The 20,999-nt window shown below is 63.7% G+C and carries 20 protein-coding genes; 5 read left to right on the top strand and 15 right to left on the bottom strand.

Features of this window, described 5'->3' with window-relative positions; all coding sequences use genetic code 11:
- Positions 1–4 precede the first annotated feature (4 nt).
- From NCS28_RS29370 to NCS28_RS29335, 8 genes are all read right to left on the bottom strand, one after another.
- The gene (locus NCS28_RS29370) at positions 5–973 is read right to left on the bottom strand and encodes a M14 family metallopeptidase (RefSeq protein ID WP_250517308.1); all 969 of its coding nucleotides are present in this window, start codon (positions 971–973) and stop codon (positions 5–7) included.
- Positions 970–2,442, bottom strand: coding sequence for an NAD-dependent succinate-semialdehyde dehydrogenase (locus tag NCS28_RS29365; RefSeq protein ID WP_250517307.1), 1,473 nt, complete (start codon positions 2,440–2,442; stop codon positions 970–972). The genes NCS28_RS29370 and NCS28_RS29365 overlap by 4 nt, the downstream gene beginning before the upstream one ends.
- Positions 2,443–2,460: 18 nt before the next feature.
- Positions 2,461–3,525, bottom strand: a complete 1,065-nt coding sequence (locus NCS28_RS29360; RefSeq protein ID WP_250517306.1) for a tartrate dehydrogenase — start codon at positions 3,523–3,525, stop codon at positions 2,461–2,463.
- A gap of 95 nt (positions 3,526–3,620) precedes the next feature.
- Complete coding sequence (locus tag NCS28_RS29355; protein WP_250517305.1) at positions 3,621–4,118, bottom strand: Lrp/AsnC family transcriptional regulator; 498 nt, start codon at positions 4,116–4,118, stop codon at positions 3,621–3,623.
- A gap of 43 nt (positions 4,119–4,161) precedes the next feature.
- A complete protein-coding gene (locus tag NCS28_RS29350) occupies positions 4,162–5,571 on the bottom strand; it encodes an aspartate aminotransferase family protein (RefSeq protein ID WP_250517304.1) in 1,410 nt (469 codons plus the stop codon).
- A gap of 163 nt (positions 5,572–5,734) precedes the next feature.
- Positions 5,735–6,661 carry a 2-hydroxyacid dehydrogenase gene (locus tag NCS28_RS29345; protein WP_250517303.1) on the bottom strand — a complete coding sequence of 309 codons (927 nt, stop codon included), beginning with the start codon at positions 6,659–6,661 and terminating at the stop codon, positions 5,735–5,737.
- A gap of 5 nt (positions 6,662–6,666) precedes the next feature.
- The gene (locus tag NCS28_RS29340) at positions 6,667–7,539 is read right to left on the bottom strand and encodes a GNAT family N-acetyltransferase (RefSeq protein ID WP_250517302.1); all 873 of its coding nucleotides are present in this window, start codon (positions 7,537–7,539) and stop codon (positions 6,667–6,669) included.
- A 75-nt stretch (positions 7,540–7,614) separates the two neighbouring features.
- Positions 7,615–8,814, bottom strand: a complete 1,200-nt coding sequence (locus NCS28_RS29335) for a YbfB/YjiJ family MFS transporter (RefSeq protein ID WP_250517301.1) — start codon at positions 8,812–8,814, stop codon at positions 7,615–7,617.
- A gap of 96 nt (positions 8,815–8,910) precedes the next feature.
- On the opposite strand from NCS28_RS29335, the gene NCS28_RS29330 reads away from it, so the two are divergent.
- On the top strand, positions 8,911–9,792 hold the full coding sequence (locus tag NCS28_RS29330) for a LysR family transcriptional regulator (protein WP_250517300.1): 882 nt from the start codon (positions 8,911–8,913) through the stop codon (positions 9,790–9,792).
- Here NCS28_RS29330 and NCS28_RS29325 read toward each other — a convergent pair.
- Entirely contained in the window at positions 9,789–11,306 is a 1,518-nt protein-coding gene (locus NCS28_RS29325; protein WP_250517299.1) for a DUF8728 domain-containing protein, read from the bottom strand. The genes NCS28_RS29330 and NCS28_RS29325 overlap by 4 nt on opposite strands.
- Positions 11,307–11,427: 121 nt before the next feature.
- On the opposite strand from NCS28_RS29325, the gene NCS28_RS29320 reads away from it, so the two are divergent.
- The gene (locus NCS28_RS29320; protein ID WP_250517298.1) at positions 11,428–11,760 is read left to right on the top strand and encodes a cupin domain-containing protein; all 333 of its coding nucleotides are present in this window, start codon (positions 11,428–11,430) and stop codon (positions 11,758–11,760) included.
- Between the two features lie 28 nt (positions 11,761–11,788).
- Here NCS28_RS29320 and NCS28_RS29315 read toward each other — a convergent pair whose 3' ends face one another.
- Positions 11,789–12,031 carry a hypothetical protein gene (locus NCS28_RS29315; RefSeq protein WP_250517297.1) on the bottom strand — a complete coding sequence of 81 codons (243 nt, stop codon included), beginning with the start codon at positions 12,029–12,031 and terminating at the stop codon, positions 11,789–11,791.
- A 183-nt stretch (positions 12,032–12,214) separates the two neighbouring features.
- Positions 12,215–12,568: a nuclear transport factor 2 family protein gene (locus tag NCS28_RS29310; protein ID WP_502801253.1), complete on the bottom strand. Its 354-nt coding sequence runs from the start codon at positions 12,566–12,568 to the stop codon at positions 12,215–12,217.
- A 100-nt stretch (positions 12,569–12,668) separates the two neighbouring features.
- On the opposite strand from NCS28_RS29310, the gene NCS28_RS29305 reads away from it, so the two are divergent.
- On the top strand, positions 12,669–13,433 hold the full coding sequence (locus NCS28_RS29305) for an NAD(P)-binding domain-containing protein (RefSeq protein ID WP_250517296.1): 765 nt from the start codon (positions 12,669–12,671) through the stop codon (positions 13,431–13,433).
- A 17-nt stretch (positions 13,434–13,450) separates the two neighbouring features.
- Here the strand turns inward: NCS28_RS29305 and NCS28_RS29300 are convergent, their stop codons facing one another.
- Complete coding sequence (locus NCS28_RS29300) at positions 13,451–14,098, bottom strand: TetR/AcrR family transcriptional regulator (RefSeq protein ID WP_250517295.1); 648 nt, start codon at positions 14,096–14,098, stop codon at positions 13,451–13,453.
- A gap of 110 nt (positions 14,099–14,208) precedes the next feature.
- On the opposite strand from NCS28_RS29300, the gene NCS28_RS29295 reads away from it, so the two are divergent.
- Entirely contained in the window at positions 14,209–16,245 is a 2,037-nt protein-coding gene (locus tag NCS28_RS29295; protein WP_250517294.1) for an NADH:flavin oxidoreductase, read from the top strand.
- A 284-nt stretch (positions 16,246–16,529) separates the two neighbouring features.
- Here NCS28_RS29295 and NCS28_RS29285 read toward each other — a convergent pair whose 3' ends face one another.
- Positions 16,530–17,123 carry a BPSL1445 family SYLF domain-containing lipoprotein gene (locus tag NCS28_RS29285; RefSeq protein WP_250517293.1) on the bottom strand — a complete coding sequence of 198 codons (594 nt, stop codon included), beginning with the start codon at positions 17,121–17,123 and terminating at the stop codon, positions 16,530–16,532.
- Between the two features lie 149 nt (positions 17,124–17,272).
- Here NCS28_RS29285 and NCS28_RS29280 point away from each other — a divergent pair, with 149 nt between their 5' ends.
- Positions 17,273–17,740, top strand: a complete 468-nt coding sequence (locus NCS28_RS29280) for a septal ring lytic transglycosylase RlpA family protein (protein ID WP_250517292.1) — start codon at positions 17,273–17,275, stop codon at positions 17,738–17,740.
- Positions 17,741–17,770: 30 nt separating this feature from the next.
- Here NCS28_RS29280 and NCS28_RS29275 read toward each other — a convergent pair whose 3' ends face one another.
- Together NCS28_RS29275 and NCS28_RS29270 are read right to left on the bottom strand one after the other, a co-directional pair.
- A complete protein-coding gene (locus NCS28_RS29275; RefSeq protein WP_250517291.1) occupies positions 17,771–19,159 on the bottom strand; it encodes a sigma-54-dependent transcriptional regulator in 1,389 nt (462 codons plus the stop codon).
- Positions 19,152–20,993, bottom strand: coding sequence for a sensor histidine kinase (locus NCS28_RS29270; RefSeq protein WP_250517290.1), 1,842 nt, complete (start codon positions 20,991–20,993; stop codon positions 19,152–19,154). The genes NCS28_RS29275 and NCS28_RS29270 overlap by 8 nt, the downstream gene beginning before the upstream one ends.
- Positions 20,994–20,999 lie beyond the last annotated feature (6 nt).

Below are 20,999 nucleotides of genomic sequence, written 5' to 3'. Positions count from 1 at the left end.
GCCTTCAGGTAGATTGAATGCGCCGTTCGATCTTGCCGAGCCGCACGACGGTCACGCCCGGACGCAACTGCCGCAATGAAGGCATCACGAGCATGCAATCGTCGTAAGGCGTTTTGACGGCCTCGCCTTCCGACCAGCCGATTACGCTGCCCGCATCGGGAAACACTTCCAGGCCGGTGTAATCGTCGGCGAAACGGAAGTCCATGCTCTTCGCGACGACCGGTTCCGTCACGCGCACGACGAGCATTTCTCGTGGCGACGGCTGAATCCAGCCCGCGGGCACATCGTCCTTGTCTATGACGCCGGAGAGCACGAGAAAGCGCGCCGTCACGTCGCGCGCCACCGTCACCGCGGCCGCTTCCCAATGCTGCCCGCATTCGATGAGCAACGCGTTCTTGCCGCTCGACGGTTCGCCGAAGCCTTCGTAATCGCGCATGCGGCGGCCTTCGGGATGGCCTTCATCGCAGATGACGGTCGCGGGCGTGCCGAGCTTCGCCGACAATTCGATGCCTTTTTCCAGCGGTCCCGCGACGATCAGCGGCTTGCTCTTCTCATGCATCGAATGAAGATCGAGCAGCAGATCCACAGTGTCGATGACAGGCCGCATCGCGCGGGCGCGGCGCAGTTCGCTCGAATCGCGCGACGTATCGTCGAGCGCTTGCGCGGTCCATACGCGATTGAAATCCTGATCGACGAAACGCGATGCATCGGGCTTGTTCGCGTCGAAGCGCGCGTAGGCATCGACGTTGGCGAAGGCAAGCGTGAGCCTGCCGCGACGCGGTCTCAAGCGAGCGCGCAGCAAGGCATCGACGACGATCGCGCCGCATACTTCGTTGCCGTGCGTGAGCGCGTTGATCATCACATGCGGACCGCCGATGCCCGAGTCGAACGTATGCACGTACGGCACGCCCGCGTTGCCCTGTGCATGCGCGCTGATATCGGGAAACGCGATCTCGATCGGATAAGCGTTCATTCGAGACCGCCCTGGCAGAGATATTTGATCGACAGATAATCGTCGAGCCCGTACTTCGAGCCTTCCCGTCCATAGCCCGATTCCTTCACGCCGCCGAACGGCGCGGCTTCGCTCGATATCGCGCCTTCGTTGATGCCGACGAGGCCCGCTTCGAGCAGGCGCGACACGCGATCGATGCGCTTCAGGTTCTGGCTATAGAAGTACGCGGCGAGGCCGAAAGGCGTGTCGTTCGCGGCGCGGATCGCTTCGGCTTCGTCGTCGAAACGGAAGAGCGGCACGACCGGGCCGAAGGTTTCCTCGCAGCTCAGTTGCATGTCGGGCGTGGCATCGGCGAGCACGGTCGGTGCGTAGTAGTGCGGGCCGAGTTCGACGAGACGCTTGCCGCCGGTGAGCGCGCGTGCGCCGCGTGCGAGCGCGTCTTTCACATGACGCTCGATCTTCTCGACCGCGCGCACGTTGATCATCGGGCCGATCTGCGCGTCGGCGTCGGTTGCGGGCGCGACCTTCAATGCAGCGACGCGCGTCGCCAGCAGATCGGCGAACTTGTCGTACACGGACGACTGCACGTACACGCGATTCGGGCACACGCAGGTCTGTCCGCCATTGCGGAACTTCGATGCCATGAGTCCCGTGACCGCGGCATCGAGGTCGGCGTCGTCGAACACGATGAAAGGCGCATTGCCGCCGAGTTCCAGCGACAACTTCTTCAACGTGCCCGCCGATTCGCGCGCGAGATACTTGCCCACCGGCGTTGAGCCGGTGAAGGTGATCTTGCGCACGCGGCCATCTTCGAGCCAGTCGGCGACCGCGTCTTGCGCGTTCTCACGCGATGCGCTGATCAGATTCAACGCACCCGCCGGCACGCCCGCTTCATGCGCGAGCATCACGAGCGCAAGCGCCGTGAGCGGCGTGTCTTCCGCGGGCTTGCCGACGACCGTGCAACCCGCCGCGAGCGCGGGCGCGATCTTGCGCGCGATCATCGCGAGCGGGAAATTCCACGGCGTGATTGCAGCGACTATGCCCACCGGTTCCTTCACCGCGCTCATGCGCTTGCCGCGCTGCTGCTGCGGAATGATGTCGCCGTAGATGCGCGTGGCTTCATCCGCGAACCATGCGACATACGACGCGCCGTACATCACTTCGCCTCGACCTTCCGCGAACGGCTTGCCTTGTTCAAGCGAGATGAGACGCCCGAGCGCATCCGCGTTCTCGACGATCAGCGCATGCCAGCGATGCAGCACGGCCGCGCGATCTTTCGGCAGCGTATCGCGCCAGGCGGGAAAGGCGCGCGCGGCTGCATCGGTGGCGGCACGGGCGTCGGCGGGGCCGCTGTCGGCCACTTGCGCGATGACTTCGCCCGTCGCTGGATCGGTGACGGCGAAGCGCTTGCGGCTCGCGGCGGGCATCCATTTTCCGTCGATGAAATTGTCGGCGCGAATCAGATCGCTCAACTCGTAGCGTTGGGTCATGATGGTCTCAGGTAAAGTTCAGGCGAGCAGATGCGCGATGGCCGTGCCGACTTCCGTCGTGTTCGCGCGGCCGCCGAGATCGCCGGTATGCGGCCCCTGCTTCAGCACGGTTTCGATGGCGGAGAGCATCGCGTCGTGCGCGTCGCGTTCGCCGAGGAATTCGAGCATCATCGCCGCCGACCAGATCATCGCGACCGGATTGGCGATGTTCTTGCCCGCGATATCCGGCGCGGAACCGTGCACCGGCTCGAACAAGGACGGAAAGTTGCGCTCCGGATTCATGTTCGCCGAAGGCGCGATGCCGATCGTGCCCGTGCATGCCGGGCCGAGGTCCGAAAGAATGTCTCCGAAGAGATTCGTCGCGACGACCACGTCGAAGCGATCCGGGTTCAACACGAAGCGCGCACACAGAATGTCGATGTGCTGCTTATCCCATTTGATCTCGGGATACTGCGCGGCGATTTCGGCGGCGCGCGCATCCCACCACGGCATGCTGATCGAAATGCCGTTGCTCTTGGTGGCGACCGTCAGTGTCTTTTCACGCTTTTGCGCGAGATCGAACGCGAACTTCAACACGCGTTCCGCGCCCTTTCTCGTGAAGATCGATGTCTGCGAGACGAATTCGCGCTCCGTGCCTTCGAACATCGTGCCGCCGACCGACGAATACTCGCCCTCGGTGTTTTCGCGCACGATCATGAAGTCGATGTCGCCTGCCTTGCGGTTGGCGAGCGGCGAGGGCACGCCGTCGAAAAGACGCGCGGGACGCAGGTTGATGTATTGATCGAACTCGCGGCGAAACTTGAGCAGCGAGCCCCACAGCGAGATGTGATCGGGCACCGTGTCCGGCCATCCGACCGCGCCGAACAGAATCGCATCGGCGTCTTGAAGCTGCGCCTTCCAGTCGTCGGGCATCATCTGGCCGTGCTGCGCATGGTAGTCGCAACTCGCCCATTCGATATGCCGGTATTCCAGCTCGATATTGAAGCGCTTGCTCACGGCATCGAGCGCGCGCAATGCTTCGGGCATCACTTCCTTGCCGATGCCGTCGCCCGGAATCACGGCAATACGATATTTGCTGGACATGTGCTACTCCGCATGAAGATGATCGACGATAAAAAGCACGCGCGTGCAAAAGGCGCATGCGTGCTTTCGTGCTGAAAGAGAACGAGGCGCGCGCCTCAATGATGATGCTGCGAGAAGAGTGTTTCGAGCGGGTAGTGCGTCTTCACGAACGACGTCTTGATGATGACGTAGCTGAAGTACTTCTCGATGCCGATGCCGCGCTCCAGCAGCCCTTCTATGATGCTCTGATAATGGCTCACGCTGCGCGTGACGAACTTGAGCAGATAGTCGTAACCGCCGCTCGCGAGATGACATTCGACGATCTCGTCGACATCTTTCACGGCATTCACGAAGTTGATGAAGTCTTCGCGGCGATGATCGGCGAGCGTGACTTCGGTGAAGACCACCTGCACGTCGCCGAGCTTCTCGAGTTGAATCTGCGCGCCATAGCCGACGATATAACCCGCTTTTTCCAGCCGCTTCACACGAATCAGGCAAGGGCTGGGCGACAGACCGACCGCATCGGCGAGCTCGACATTCGTGATGCGCCCGCGCTTCTGCAGTTGCGCGAGGATACGCAGATCGATTCGGTCCAGCTTGCTTTCGGTGCTCATCGCGGCGGGGTCGGTCTCGCATGTCGGCGGTCGATCGATGTTATCACGCAGCCGCGCGGGACCTGAAGCCCGATCCGCCTTTCAGCGCATCGCGCACGTCGCCTTGCGCGAGCACGCCGTCGAGCGTTTTCGCGAGGCGCTCGAACAACATGTCGAAGTCCGCTTGCGTGTAGCACAGCGCCGGTGCGAAGCCGAGAATGTTGTCGCCGAATGCGCGAAACACGAGGCCGCTTGCATAGGCCGCGGCGGCGATGCGATCGGGCAGCTTGAGCGACGCATCGAAGCCGCGCTTGCTGTCCTTGTCGGCGACGAGTTCGAGCGCGCCGAGCAAGCCGCGATGACGCGAATCGCCGACGAGCGGATGATCGAGCAACGCGTCGAGCCCTTGCGCGAAACGCGGCGCCTGCGCCTGGCCGTTCGCGAGCAAGCCGCCTTCATGATAGAGCCGCATCACTTCGAGGCCGATGGCCGCGCTCACCGGATGCGCCGAATACGTGTGACCATGACCGATGACCGCGGACGCATCGGCGCCATCGGCGATGCCGCGATAGACCGCATCGGACATGAGCACCGCGCCCATCGGCGCATAGCCTGCGGTCAAGCCCTTCGCGACCGTCATCAGGTCCGGCTCGACGCCTTCTCCTTCGCACGCGAAGAGCGGACCCGTGCGGCCGAAACCGGTGATCACTTCATCGGCGACGAAGAGGATATCGAGCTTGCGGCACGCATCGCGCATCGCTTTCAGCCAGCCCGTGGGCGGCACGATCACGCCGCCCGAGCCTTGAATCGGCTCGCAGAAGAATGCGGCGACGTTGTCCGCGCCGAGTTCCGCGACCTTCGCTTCGAGCGCTTGCACCGATGCCGCGATGAGCGCGGCGTCATCGGCGTAATCGTTGCGATAGGCATACGGCGAAGGAATGTGATGCTGCGTCGAGAGCGGCAGATCGAAGTTGCGATGGAACGCGGGCAACGCGGTCAGGCCCGCGCCGATCGACGACGAACCGTGATAGCCGCGTTGCAGCGCGATGCAATGCTTCTTCGACGGACGGCCCGTCGCGTTGTAGTAGTGCGTGATGAAGCGCAGCGCGGAATCGACGGCATCCGAGCCGCCGAGCGTGAAGTACACGTGTTGCAGCGACGCGGGCGCGAACTCGACGAGCTTTGCGGCCAGTTCGATCGCGGGTTCGGAGCCGAAGTGAAAATAGCCCGTGGCGTAGGGCAGTTTCGCCATCTGCTTCGCGGCGGCCTCGACGATGCTCGCGTGCCCATAACCCGTGTTCACGCACCACAGGCCGGAGAATGCGTCGAGCAATTGCTTGCCTTCGATATCGCGCAGGAACACGCCTTCGGCGGAATCGAGTACGGTGACGCCGCGTGCTTCGTGCGCGCGATAGCTGACGACGGGATGAATCAGATGTTGACGGTCGGACTCGACGAGCGACTTGATCGGCATGATGCGGTTCTCTTTTCGCGAAGGGGTCGGAATGGCGCTGGACCGTTTCATACTATCGGCAGAACCGTATCGCGCGCATCGTCAAAAAAATCGCAAAAAAGCAAATTCGCGGCGTTTTTCAGGGGCGCGCAGCATTTTGTGCTGCGCGCGCCGGAAGACGGGTTCAGTAGCCGCGTGTGCGGTCGATTTCGCCGATCATGCGCTCGCCCGCGCGATGGCGTCGCAGATTTTCCAGCACCACGTCGACGGCGGATTCGGGCCGCGTCGCGCTCGCGATATGCGGCGTCAGACGCACGCGCGGATGCGTCCAGAACGGATGCGTCGGCGGCAAGGGCTCGGGATCGGTGACATCGAGAATCGCGGCATGGAGATGGCCGCTGTCGAGCGCATCGAGCAGATCCTGCTGGATCACTTGCGGGCCGCGCCCGACGTTGATGAACGACGCGCCTTTCGGCAGCGCCTCGAACACGTATTTGCCGATGAGTCCGCGCGTCGCATCCGTGAGCGGCAGCAGGCACACGAGGATATCGGTGCGGGCGAGGAACGCATCGAGCGATTCGACGCCCGCATGACATTCGACGCCTTCTATCTCGTGCGGCGAACGGCTCCAGCCCGCGCAATCGAAGCCGAAAAGACGCAGCGTTTTCAGCACGGCGGTGCCGAGCATGCCGAGGCCGAGCACGCCAACGCGCCGCGTCGATGCCGCGCGCACGGGCATCTCGCGCCATACGCGCTCGCGTTGCTGCGCGGCGTAATCGAAGAGATCGCGATGAATGGTCAGCACCGCCTGCGTCACGTATTCGACCATGCCTTCGACGATGCCCGGCTCGGTCATGCGCACGACGGCGACATGCGGCGGCACGCCCGACAGATCGAATTGATCGATGCCCGCGCCCACCGAAAAGATCGCTTCGAGATTCGGGAACGTCTGCATGACATCGGCGGGCGGCTGCCATGCTGCGAGATAGCGAACTGCGGCGGGGTCGCCGATGTCGGGCCACACGCGAAACGTCACGTCCGGCGCTTTTTGCGCGAAATGCCGCGCCCATTGCCGGCCGCGTTCGGGATCGGCTTTATAGAGAATCGTCATGGGTATCAGCCGATCGCCTGATTGATGATCGCGAATTGCGCGACGGATGCATCCTGCGGCGGCGTGCCGTTGCGCGCCATCTTGATGACCGTATCCACGCGCTTGAGCCCGATGCTTTCGAGCCAGTCCGACAGACCGCTTTCATCCGGCGTATCGAGGCGCGTGAACGTGCCTTCACGTGAAGCGAGCGCATGCGCGATGAGCGCCCGCGCACGGCGCGCATGCTGCTGATCGGCGGTGACGGCGACCACCGGCCCGATCGCGTGACCGCGCCCGAACTCGCGGATGAGCGAGAAGCCGAGCACTTCGCCGTCGCGTTCGAGCACGACGCCTCGCGCGACTTTCAACAGCGCGGGCAGCAGCGCGCTTCGGTCGAGTCCGCTCGCGCGCGACGCGAGATCGACGATGGTCCGCGTATCGCGCGGTTCGATCTCACGCAGCCGTTCGCCTTGCTGCATATCGACTGCGGGCACGTCGAAATCGGCGGATTGATGCTGATGGATCGCGCCGATGCGTCTAAACCCGAGCTTGGCGTAAAGCGGCTCGCCCGCGGGCGTCGCATGCAGCACGGTGATGCGGTTGCCGAGCGCTTCGAGCAGCAGTTCCATCAACTTGCGGCCGATGCCCTTGCCCTGGCAATCCGGCGCAACGATCACCATGCCGAGCGATCCGCCGTCGTCGCCATACTGCCAGCACAGCGCGGTGCCGACCACGCGCTCGCCGTCCTGCGCGATGAAACCCGCGCCGGCGTCGAGCACGAAGCGCCAGTCATCGGCGCGATGCGGCCATTTGACTTCGACCGAAAGCGCATGCGCCGCGGCGATGTCGTCGGCGGTGAAGGGGCGAAAGAGAAGTGCGGATGTTTCGGCGGCGGACACGGCATGCTCCACGAAAGAGGATGCCTGCCACTTTGACACGCGGCCCCGCTGCGCGGATAGGACGATCCTGTTGCGTCAGGCGCTCGTGGCGCGCCCGCGCATCCCGAGCCATAGCAGTCCCGCCGCGCCGAGGGCCAACGCCGCCGCCGCGGTCCATAACGCGATTGAGAAGGTGCCGGTGTGCGCCGCGATCGGCGCAGCGACGAGCGGTCCGGCGATCTGTCCCAGCCCGTACGCGGCGGTCGCGTAGCCCATGAGGCCTGCCGCGGCTTCACCGCGCAATCGGCGAGCCTCGCGCATCGCGAACAAGGTGATCGCCGTGAACGGCAAGCCGAGCAGCGCACTGCCGATACCGAAGCCGAGCGCGCTCGGAAACACGATGCCCAGCAAGATGCCGAGCGCCTGGATCAGATAGCATGCCGCCGACAGCAGCCGGTTATCCCACGACAGCGGCAGTCGCGCGGCGATCAATGCGCCCGCTATCAGCGCGAGGCCGAACGCCGGCCAGAACAGGTCGGGCCACGGCGAGCCCGGCAACGCCTGTCGCGCGATGACGGGAAGAAACGTCGCCGTGATGATGTAGCCGAATCCCGCGAGGCTGTAGAGGACGACGAGCCCGATCGAATCGGCGCGCGCCGAAGCGTGCGGCGCGTTATCGGCGAGATGTGCGCGGGCGCGCGTCGGCGGTGCGTGATGCGCGAGCGTCTTCCATACGAGCGCGCCCGCCACTGCCGAGCAGACCGCGAAGCCGATCCATACCCACGGCGCCGGCACGCCGAGCGCCGCCGCCGCCGCACCGAGCAAACCGGTCGCGACAATGCCGACGCCCGGCCCCGCGTAGATCACGCCGCCCAGGCCGTGCGCGTCGAGTTCGGCGAGCCGCCGCAAGCCCCATTGCGACGCGAACACGAACGCCCACGCGCTGACGACGCCCGCCGCGAAGCGTATCGCGGCCCACAGCCAGAAGAGATGGACGAGGCCCATCGCGAGCGTCAGCACGACGGTCCACGCGAGCGCGAGGCGCACCATGCGCGCGTGATCGATACGGATCGCCGCGCACGACAACGCGCCGATCAGATAGCCCGCGTAGTTGGCCGATGCGAGCCAGCCGCCGTGACGGATATCGAGCGCACCGCTTTTCAGCATCAGCGGGAGCAGCGGCGTGAAGGCGAATCGCCCAACGCCGAGCGCCACCGCGAGCACGACGGCGCACGCGAGCGCGGCGTATCGCGCGTGATGAGCGGGTAGCGACGAAGCGTGAGCAGGCGAAGCCATGAGTCGATCGGCGAAGCGGTGATGAGCCCATCGTAACTTGACCGATATATCTTTAAAAATGAATAATCGAGATGGAATCAATCTTCGGGAAAGATCATGGACTTGTCGGCATTGACGATTTTCCGGGCCGTCGTGCGCGAGAACGGCGTGACGCGGGCGGCGGCGAAGCTCAACCGCGTTCAGTCGAACGTGACGACGCGCATCCGTCAGTTGGAGGAGACGCTCGGCACGGACCTTTTCATTCGCGATGGCCGGCGTCTCGTGCTGACGCCCGCCGGCGAGACCTTGCTGCCTTACGCGGAACGCCTGCTCGCGCTCGCCGAGGAAGCGCGTCACGCGGTCAGCGAGAATCGTCCGCAAGGCCGTCTGCGGCTCGGGACGATGGAAAGCACCGCAGCGAGCCGTCTGCCGCGCGTGTTGGCGGCTTACCATCGGCGCTGGCCGCAAGTGACGCTCGAACTGGCGACGGGCGTGACACGCGCGCTTATCGAAAGCGTGCGCAGCTTCGAAGTGGACGCGGCGGTGATGGCGCGTCCGATCGAGCCCGACGCGCTTCCCGCCGAGCAGTTCGAGTTCGTGCCGGTGTTCGAGGAGGAACTAACGCTGGTCACGCCGCGCGGACAGCAACCATCGACGATGGCGCACGAGGCCGCAGGCATGACGCTAGTGGCGTTCGAGCGCGGCTGCGCTTACCGCTCATACGCAATGCGCTGGTACGAGCAACAGGGCATCAGGCCGGCGCGCGTGCTGGAACTGGGTTCGTATCACGCGATCGTCGCGTGCGTGGCGGCGGGCGCGGGCGTCGCGGTGGCGCCGCGTTCGGTGCTCGCGCTCGCGCGGCTGGATGACGAAGTGGACCTGCATCCGATGGGTGAATTCGGCCGTATCGACACGTTGCTCGTGTGGCGCAAAGGGCACTTCTCGGCGGCGCTCAACGCGATGCGCGATCTGCTGGTGAGCGGGGCGGATAACGACTAGCGATGCTGCGCTGTCAGCGTCGGTCCGGCGATACGACATGCGATGCTCGCATCGGCGGGCGGCGTCAGGGCATAGACCGCATAGCCGCGGCTGATCGCCGGCGAGCGAACTTCGCGCAGATGCCATCCGGTCGTTGCAAGATCCTGGACGATCGAGGACCAGAAGCCGGCCTTATCCTGCATGATGACCGCATATGTCGCGCCCGATGTCATCGCGATGGACGACACCGCGAGCCGCCGATCCTTGCCTTCCGTGGGCGCGGTGCAGGCGCGGTGATAGACGATGCTGCGCGGCGTCTTAAGCCCGACGACATCGACCAGCCGGAACGATGTGGCGTAGGAGAGATAACCGGCATCGTGGATCAGCAGGGTTGCATCAGGCGGAAGGTTCGTGTTGATCCACTTCGCCAGCGACACGTACTCGCGTGCGGTGAGATTCTCGTCCGCGTAATACTCGTTCATCGCGACGGGCAGCATCAGCGCCGTCCATCCGGCCAATACGACGAACCCCATCCCGCCCAGCCGCGATGCCTTCAGGTAATCCAGCGTCAGATAAAGAAACACCGGCATCAGCACGAAGAAGTAACGGCCGTAATTGTGGATGAAGCCGCCGGGGAACGTCGCCCACAAGGCGAGCAGAAACGAAACGACATACAGCAAGAGCGGCGTCCACAGCTTCGAGCGCCATGCGAGCGCGGCGAGCGCCGCGAGCGGCAAGAGCCCGGACAGCACGAATCCGAATGTCAGCATTTGCAGCTTCTTTTGCCAGGGCGCATGCTGATCGGCGAAGTACAGTTGCTTCGCCGTGGCGGTGGTCGGAATCAGCGAGCCGATGGATAACCATGTCCACATCAGAAAGGGCAGCGCGATGCCTACCGCGATCAACACGTCGCGGATCGCCGGCGCATGTTCGCCGGCTCTGAAGCGCATCCATAGCTGTCGCGTCATCAGCACGAAGGACAGCGCGGCCAGTTCCGGGCGCACGAAGGGCATGAGACCGCACAGCAACGGAAGGCGCATGGAGCGCGACCTCTCGAGCGAGAAAGACAGCGCCCAAGTGACCGCTGCCATCGCGAGACCGGTCTCCAGTCCGTTGAGCAATTGAAAGGGCGTCGAGCCGCACAGCACGCCGAGCGCGACGAAGAGCGCGGCCATCATGCGCGAAGCCCCGAGCTGGAACGCGATGCGCGCGAGTCCGGCCGCATAGAGACACGCGCTCGCCATGCAGATCATGAACAGCGCGACCGTCGAAGGCAGGAAGAGCCTCGCGAACGCGACGAGCAGCAAATGAATCTCGCTGGTCGCACCCGTCAGCGGCGATGTGCTGTAGTTGTGATCCACACCGGCGAGAAGCACGTCGGCGTTATGAATCGTGATGTAGGGATCATCGAGCGGAAAGGCCAGCGGACGCGGTGCGACGAGCAACGACAGAAGGGCCACCACGAGCGCCGTTGCCAGATAGAAGCGCACTCTGGCGACAGGCGTGGTTTCTTTCCAAAGATGAATCCTGGGCATTGCTTACTCGGGTCGACGACGTTGGCGGACGGGCTGACCCTGTATAACGGCAATGCCGCATCGAAGTTGAGCGAGGACATAATCGATATCGGCGATTTATATCCTGACGTGAGGTCGATCCATGCAACTGCAAACGGGTAACCTGTTCGGCTTCGAAGCCAAACACGGCATTAAAGAGCGCATCGACATGCTCGTCACGGGGCAGCGCGTGAACGTGGAGCGCATCGTGTCGATGGGGCACGCGAGTCCCGAAGGCTTCTGGTACGACGACTCGCGCGCCGAATGGGTCGTGCTGCTGACGGGCGCGGCGGTGCTCGAGTTCGAAGAGAACTCGACGCGGCACGACATGCGTCCGGGCGACTACGTGCTGATCGAGCCGCATTGCCGGCATCGCGTCGCGTGGACGCATGCCGGCGAACAAACCGTGTGGCTCGCGATCTATTTCGAACGATGAAGGCGCGTCGAGCGAGCGTCGACTCGCATTAAAGCAGACGCGGGTCCTGCGCCACGGGTTGCGGCGTAACCGTCAACGGCAACGGAATGTGCAGCTCCTTCAGGATCGCGGCGGCGCTGGGCCATGACGTTGGCGGCGATGCCGGCGACGCGGGAAGCAAGTTCCCGCCGCCCGGCAGCGTTACATACGCGATGCCTCCGCGTACGGCGGACATCGCATCGCGATCGATCGTATCGACGCGGGGCAGATCGATGATGGTCAGAGTAGTCATGGCTGGTCTCCTGGCAAAGGTAAAGTGAATGGCGTTATGCAAATCGCCACTCATTCATTTGCACGCGGCGTGCCAACGAGCGCGAAAGGCTTTAGTTATCGGCTTCGTGCGTATCACACGACGGCTCGAGAGCAACAGGTCGATCGCTTGCTGTCGGCGATAAACAGACAATTGCCGATCGATTCATTGTTGAACCCACTGACTTCGCCAGTCCGGCGCTTCGAATGAAGCAAAGTATCGGGTTTCGTGAACCACTTCGCAGTCGCGGAGTTCCATGATGCTTAAGGTACAGGCTGACTGCCCCTCGTAAGCGATCGCGTATTCCGTGATCCAGAGATGGCCTTCTCCCTGAATCCGTTTGACATCGAAACCGGACGGCTTGCCCGGATGATGACTTTGCGGCGCCTGCACGTTCGTCCGTCCATGGATACGTTCGGCGGATTGCGGATAGTCGCAGATAACGTCGTCATCGTAGATGTCGTGCTCCGCGCCGAGATCGCCAATTGCCGATGCGAGCCAATGCGAGTCAAGGCGCATTCACGGCTTCGCGAATGCGGTCTTCACGCATGAAGTGCCTCCGGATATAGTGCTTCATGCAGTTTGCATAGTCTAAGCCCAGCGTGGAGCAGCGAAACTCATGACGAAGCTCGGGATACTCGGCGTCGGCGATCTGACCGAGAAGATGGTTCGAGGATTGCATCGTAGCGGCAGCGATGTCACGTTTCTTCTCTCGCCCAGAAGCCGCGCAAGGGCGGAAAGTCTCGTGAAAGATATCGGTTGCGGATCGATGCGCGATAACCAGGAAGTCGTGGATGCCGCTGACGCCATTCTCATCGGCGTTCGTCCGGGACAACTCGACGAGCTCGCGCAGCAAATTAATTTGAAACCCGGCGTTCCGCTTATTTCCGTCGTCAGCGGCGTGCCCGTCGGCGATTTGCAGCGGATGTTCGGCGCTCGCGAATGCACGCGCGCCATGTTGTCTCTTGCTGCGGAGATCAACCGGTCGACGGTCGCGGTCTATCCCGCCAGTTCGCCGATGGCGCCATTGCTCGGCGCGCTGGGCAATCCGGTCCTTCTCGCCACCGAACGCGAATTCGAGCTCGCCACGGTCGGCGCGTGCATGAACGGATGGTTCTATTTCCTGCTTCACGACTTGCAGCAATGGTTCGTGCAGAAGGGCTTCGCACCCGAAGACGCGAGACAACTCGTGCTCAGCGGCGTCGAAGATTGCGTCGCGTACTCGCGATACAAGGCATCGTCCGGGATCGGCGATATCGGTTCATCCATCGCGACGGCGGGCACCTATACGGCGCAAGGACTCGATGTGCTGGACAAGCTTGGTGCCAACGCGGCATGGAAAGCCGCATGCGAGCACGTGTTCGAGCAACTGACCGCGAAGTAACACGCGACTGCGATCGCTTACTCGAACTCGAAGTTGCGCCGCGCGTAGAAGCGCTGAAGCTCGTGCTTCTTCGGACGCACGCCCGTGAAGACTTCGACATATTCCGGAATGCGCATCATGCGGACGGCGATGTCTTCGTCGGGCTTCGTCGAAACATAACCTGCCTGCGTGAAGTACGCCACGCGTGCGCGGACGTCGGCGGCGCGAGGTTCATAGTCGAATCGCTCGAACAGCGCAGTCAGTGCGGCGATGCGCTGCGCATCGTCCTGCGCCATGTGCTCCGCGATCTCCGGCGATTGCTGCGCCCAGTTCCTGATCGCGGCCTCGAAGCGCGAGTCGAAGATCGTGTCGTCGAACCAGCAGTCGAAGACGTTCAACATCGCTTCGCAGACGCTGTCCGCATATGCTTCCGTTCGTTCGATCCAGTTGCCGGTGTTCTTCTGTTTCCATCGGTCGAGCAGCGCGGCGAGCAATTCCTCGCGATCCTTGAAGAACCAGTAAAAACTCGTTCGCGAAAGATTCAGCTTTTTTGCAAGCGGCAGGATGCGAACCGCGTCCACGCCGCCTTCGAGCAGGCCTTCATATGCCGCGTCCACCCACATGTCGGCGGAGCCGCGCACGATGTCGAGCGTCTCGTCCATTTCGGTTTTTCCCTTATCGATCATGCGTCTCCGCCAATGTACACCATTGTCTCCCTACTTGACACATGTGTACAGAGCTTCTACTCTTGGTTCACGACAGCCGTTTCGTTCCCACTCGCTTCGATGAGGCATCCATGTCCACGGATCCGCTGCTGCAGCCTTACACGCTGAAACACGTCGTCTTTCGAAACCGGATCATGACGACATCGCATGAGCCGGCGTACGCCGAGGACGGAATGCCGAAGGAGCGGTATCGCGCTTATCACGTCGAGCGGGCGAAGGCGGGCATCGCGTTGACAATGACGGCAGGCTCCGCAGCGGTGTCGAAGGACAGCCCGCCGGTGTTCGACAACATCCTCGCGTACAAGGACGAAGTCGTGCCATGGATGAAGGATCTCGTCGACGAATGCCACGAGCACGGCGCGAAGGTGATGATCCAGTTGACTCATCTCGGCCGCCGCACGCGCTGGGACAAGGGCGACTGGCTGCCCGCCGTTTCGCCGTCGCACAGCCGCGAGCCCGCGCACCGGGCTTTCCCGAAGAAGCTGGAGGACTGGGATATCGAGCGCATCGTTCGCGACTTCGCGGACACGGCCGAGCGCATGAAGGCCGCCGGGCTCGACGGGCTGGAAATCGAATCGTATGGTCACTTGATGGATCAGTTCTGGTCGCCTTTGACGAACACGCTCGAAGGTCCATATGGCGGCTCGCTGGACAACCGCATGCGCTTCACGTTCGACGTGCTGCGCGCGATGCGCGAGCGCGTCGGCGAGCGCTTTCTCGTCGGCATTCGTTATACGGCCGATGAAATGCTCGCGGGCGGCATCACGAAGGAAGAAGGCATCGAGATTTCGAAGCGCCTGAAAAACAGCGGCCTCGTCGATTTCCTGAACATCGTTCGCGGGCATCTGGAAACCGACGCCGGGCTTACCGACGTCATTCCTATCATGGGGATGAAGAGCGCCCCGCACCTCGATTTCGCGGGCGAGATCCGGCACGCGACGGACTTCCCCACGTTCCATGCGGCGCGCATTCAGGACGTGGCGACCGCGCGCCATGCGATCGAGTCGGGCAAGATCGACATGGTCGGCATGACGCGCGCGCATATGACCGATCCGCATATCGTGCGCAAGATCATCGAGCGCAGGGAAGACGATATTCGCCCTTGCGTGGGCGCCAATTACTGCCTCGATCGCATCTATCAGGGCGGCATGGCGCTGTGCATCCATAACGCCGCGACGGGCCGCGAACTGGAGATGCCGCATACGATCGAACCCGCCGCGACGAAGCGCAGGATCGTCATCGTCGGCGCGGGGCCCGCAGGTCTCGAAGCGGCGCGCGTCGCGGGCGAGCGCGGGCACGATGTCGTCGTGCTGGAAGCGATGAACGATCCCGGCGGCCAGATCCGCCTCACCGCGCAGAACGTTCGCCGCAAGGAGATGATGGGCATCATCGATTGGCGCATGGCGCAGTGCGAACGGCTCGGCGTGCGGTTCAGGTTCAATACGTGGGCCGACAACGAGACGGTGCTCGCGGAAAATCCGGATGTGGTGATCGTCGCGACCGGCGGCATGCCGCACACGGAGGTCTGCTCGGAAGGCAACGAGCACGTCGTCTCGTCGTGGGACATCATTTCCGGCGATGTGAAGCCCGGCGCGAATGTCCTGATCTTCGACGACGCCGGCGATCACGCCGCGCTTCAGGCCGCCGAAACGATCGCGCAGGCGGGCGGCAAAGTGGAAGTGATGACGCCCGACCGCTCGTTCTCGCCCGAAGTGATGAGCATGAATCTCGTGCCCTACATGCGCTCGCTGCAGAAGCTCGCGACGACGTTCACGGTGACGTTTCGCCTCGAGTCCGTGCGCCGCGAAGGCAGCGAACTGGTGGCGACGATCGGCAGCGATTACGGCGGCGTTGCGAAGGAGCAGCGCCACGATCAGATCGTCGTGAATCACGGCACGATTCCGATGGACGAACTGTACTTCGAGCTCAAGCCGTTGTCGTCCAACCTCGGCGCGGTCGATTACGATCGGCTCATCGACGGCAAGCCGCAAGTCGTCGAACGAAATCCGGAAGGACGCTTTCAGCTATTTAGAATCGGCGATGCGGTGTCGGCGCGCAACACGCACGCCGCCGTCTACGATGCGCTCCGTCTCGTGAAGGATCTGTAAGCGTTACTTCTCGATCTGCTGATTCCGGCGCTGATCCCACTGCGTGCAATTCGCGTGGTCGTGTCCCAGTCCACGACGGTCACTCTCTTCACGAGCGCGTTCAGGTCGCCGAGATTCTTCTCCATTTCCGGCGTCATCTTCGCCTGCGTCGCCTGCCGATGGTGGTCAGGCCGCGACGATCGGACCGCAGATCAATCCGTTCGATATGGCCGTGCGCCGCCCGGTCCACGGTCTGACGCGCGCGATAGCGACGAGGCCGTTGTCCGCCCCGGAGCAATAGCCGCTCACGGACTCAAGCGGCTGACCTTCGTCCCTTCGAGCGACACGCCGGCCATGAACCCCGCATTCGTCAGCACGAAAACTTCGACGGGGTTGGTCGCCGTCGTCGTATCGAGCTGGCCGTTCGCGCCCAGCTTCATGACGGCGACGGTCGCATCGGTGCCGACGGCCCAGCCGTCCCGTCGACGGAATTGCGCGAGTGCGTCGTCGGTCAGGAACACGTAGATGAGCGCTTTCGACTGCGCGCCGATCTGCAAGCCGAACGAACCGCCCGCCGTGTTGTAGTAGCCGTCCGTGCGGCCATCGACTCGTAGCGCGCCTTCGCCGTATTGCGCGCCGAGCCAGAAGCCCGCTGCGATCACGCGTGGAAAAACGAGCACGCCGCGCGCCTTGTTCACGAGTTCGCGCGAGCCGTTCACGGAGGCATAGAGCCGCTGCAGGGTGGCATCGACGGCGGCATCGATGGCGCGGTCGCGATCGGCGGTGCCCGCTGCGGTTTCACCGGACGATGGTCCCGTGGTCGTGCAACCGGTCACGCATAACGCCGCCGCTGCAATGCCGCCGGCCAACAAGAGACGCCTTTTGTTCTTGTGGTTCATAGGGTTCCCGTGATCGATAGTTCGTAGGCTCTCGCACTATACAAGCTGTCATCCGGCATGTGTGGAGGATCGATCCATTGAGCAGACGGAAACGGATCGATCCCTGCTACTGCGAAGTCAAGGTGCGTCGAGTTCGAGAGGAAAGGAACATGAAGCGGCTTCGTGCATTCGTATGCGTGATGTTGTCGTGCTGCGTGAGTATGGCGTGTGCGGCGCCCGCGAGCGGCCATCACGCGAAGACCACATCGGCTCATGAACGCGGTGTCGACCGCTCCGGCAAACCGCGCAAGGGCAAGGCGTCGTACTACGGCCACAAGTTCTATAAGAAGAAAATGGCCGACGGCACGCAGATGAATCCGCAATCCGACGCGGCCGCCAGCAAGACGCTTCCGCTCGGGACCAAAGCGCGTGTTACGAATCTCGAGAACGGGAACAGCGAAGTGGTGGAGATTCGCGACCGCGGTCCGTATGTGAAAGATCGCATCGTCGATGTGTCGCCTAAGACGGCGGATAAGCTTGGGATCAAGAAGGATGGCGTTGCGGCTGTCGAGGTCAAGCCTATTGAAGTTCCTCAGGCTGATGGGAGTGTTAAGGCGGCGGGCGCGGCGGCGCGCTAGGTTGACACGCTTGTGGCGAAAGCAAGCCCGCTAACAATCGTCATCACGCTCCGCCTGCACATCCCGCGCAGAGATATTAAACTGCCGCAACTTGTGATACAGCGTCTTACGCGGCATCCCGAGCGCTTCGCTCGTCGCACCGACATTGCCGTTGTGCCGCCGCAGCATATCGTCGATAAGAACGCGCTCGATATACGCAAGCTGCTCGTTCAGCGGCGCCCCGCCCCGAGGCCGGTCCTCGGAAGGAATCAACTGATCGCCGGAAAGTCCGAGCACAAAGCGATCCGCCACGTTCTGCAACTCACGCACGTTGCCCGGCCATCGGTGCGCCGTCAGCTCGGATACCTGCGCCGCCGTGACCGTCGGCGCATCCTGTCCGAAGCGCTGCGCCGCCGCGAGCACGAAATGCTCGAACAGCAGCGGCACATCCTCGCGACGCTCGCGCAAGGGCGGCAAATCGATCAGCGCGACGTTCAGCCGATACAGCAAGTCCGCGCGAAAGCGTCCTTCGGATGAGAGCAGGGCGAGATCGGCCTTTGAAGCCGCCACCACCCGGCAATCGACGGCAATCGATTCATTCGTGCCGAGCCGTTCCACGCGCCGTTCCTGCAACACGCGCAACAGCTTGATCTGCAGCGCGACCGGCATGGTCTCGATCTCGTCGAGGAAGAGCGTGCCGCCGTCGCTCCACTCGATCTTGCCGATGCGGTTCTTCGTCGCTCCGGTAAACGCGCCGGCCTCGTGCCCGAAAAGCTCGCTCTCGAAAAGCTGCTCCGGCAAGCCGCCGCAATTGAGCGCGACGAAGTGATGTTCGCGCCGGCGGCCATAGTCATGCAGCGCCCTCGCGATAAGCTCCTTGCCCGTGCCCGTCTCGCCCGTGATGAGCACCGACACCGACGTGTCCGCGAGCCGCAGGATCTTCTTGCGCACATCGGCGATGGCCGGCGACTTGCCGAGCACGAGCGCCTCGATGCCGCGCCCGTTTTGCAGCGCGGCGCGCAGGCCTTCGACCTCCAGCGTGAGCCGGCGCTTCTCGACGGCCCGCGCGACGCGTCCCGCAATGTGCTCGGACGAAAACGGCTTCTCGATGAAATCGTAGGCGCCGACGCGCATTGCGCCGACGGCCGTCGAGATGTCGGCGTGGCCGCTGATGAGCACGACGGGAATCTGCGCATCGATGGCGCGCACGTGTTGAAGCAGTTGCATGCCGTCCATGCCCGGCATGCGCAGGTCCGACACGAACACGACAGGCGCGCCGGGCACCGCCGCAGCCAGCGCGCTCGCCGCCGATGCGTGCGATTCCACCGGGAAGCCCGCGAGCGCCACGGCCTGTTCGACGCCGAGGCGCACGTTCTCGTCGTCCTCGACGATCACCACGCGGATGTCGTCGCCTGTCTGCCGGATCGGGCTTTTAGTCACTGTCAGCGCTCCTGCCGTTCGCCGCTAAGAATTCGATGGTGAATTGTGCGCCACCGCCTTCGAGATTGACAGCCGCGATCCGCGCGCCGAAGCCCTCGACGATGCGCGCGGTGATCGCGAGTCCGAGGCCGAGGCCATGTCCGCGCGGCTTGGTCGTCACGAACGGTTCGAACAAATGCGCGAGCACGTGCGGATCGATGCCGGGTCCGTTGTCGGCGATGAAGAAGAGCACGCGCGCGGGGTCGTCGGCACGGCTCGCACCGATGCGGATGCGCGGCGCTTCGCGTCCCGCCAGCGCATCGAGCGCATTGCCCAGCAGATTGACGATCACCTGTTGCAGACGCCCCGGCTCGGCTTCCACGAGCATGTCCGGCGCGATGTCGATATCGAGTTGGACGCGTTCGTCGCGGATGCGCGCGTCGTAGATGAGTCGCGCATGCGCCACCGCGTCGGCGAGCGCAACCGGCACGGTATGCGCCTCGGGCTTTCTCGCGAAGGCCTTCAGCTCGGCCGTGAGCTGCGCCATGTTCTCGGTGAGCCTGCCCACGCGTTCGAGATTGGCGACGGCCTGCGCAGGCTGGCCGCGCTCGAAGAACGTGCGCGCGTTATCGCAAAGCGTGCGGATAGCGACAAGCGGCTGATTGATTTCGTGCGTCAGGCCGGCCGCCATTTGACCGAGCACCGCGAGCTTGCCGGCGTGCACGAGTTCCTGTTGCGAATCGCGCAGCTTTTGTTCGGTGAGCACACGCTCTTCGATCTCCAGTTGCAACGCCGCCGTGCGCTGCTGCACGGTCGCTTCGAGATGGTCGTTCGCGCGCTGCAGCGCGTCCTGCGCCTTCAGCCGCTCGACGATCACGCGGCGCCGCTGCACGGCGTAAAGGCCATAGAGTGCCGCGATTAGAAACGCGCCCGTCACGAACGCGAAGGCGAGCTGTTGCTGCCGCCGCGCCGTCGAGAGATCGAGGGCGACCATGATCGCGTCGCCCGCTTGCGGCGCAGTGCGCGACATCACGAGATAGCGCCGCTCGCGCCCCGGATGCGACCAGTCGGGCAGGCGCGCGAACCACGCGCCGTTGCGCCAGTCGTCGAGCCGTTCGTAGCCGAGCTTGTCGACCTTGCGGCCCGCGTACTGGCGCGATGCCTCGATCTGCTCCTGCTTGTGCGCGGCAATGGGCGCGAGCGCGGTGAACTTCCACGCGGGCACGGTCGAGATCACGACCACGCCGTTGCCGTCGACGACCATCGCGGCTTCGTTCGGCACGCGCCACGCGGCTTCGAGCGGATCGACGCTGATCTTGACGGCCGTCGCGCCGAGCACCTTGCCCGCGCCGCGCACCGCGCTCGCGAAGTACAGCCCCGGCTGGCCCGTGTTCGTGCCGATGCCGAAGAAGCGGCCGCTGCCGCCCGCGATTGAATCGGCGAAATACGGGCGATACGCGACGTTCGTTCCGACGAAGCTCACCCGCTCATTCCAGTTGCTCGCGGCGATGACATCGCCATTCAGATCGATGACATCCACCGCGACGCTGCCCGCGTCCTTGTTGACCGCTTCGAGATAGCCGTTGACGGCGGGCAGCAGCGCGCGCCGCGCGCCGGGCGGCGCTTCGAGCAGGCGCTTGATGCTGTCCTGGCGCGCGGCGACGGCCGGAAGGATCTCATAGCGGCCCAATTCGCTCGTCAGGCTCGCGGCGTACAGATCCAGCCGGTGGGCGCCCGCTTCGGTCAGTGCGTCCAGTCCGCGATGCCAGGCCACTTCCACGGCGGCGGCCGCCGCGGCGAGATAAAGCACCACGCTTGCCGCCACGGCCCAAAGGGGAACGCCCAACATCGTCATACATGG

This window comes from Caballeronia sp. INDeC2 (assembly GCF_023631325.1).
Taxonomy (GTDB): Bacteria; Pseudomonadota; Gammaproteobacteria; order Burkholderiales; family Burkholderiaceae; genus Caballeronia.
This window is presented reverse-complemented; position numbering and strand designations above follow the sequence as displayed.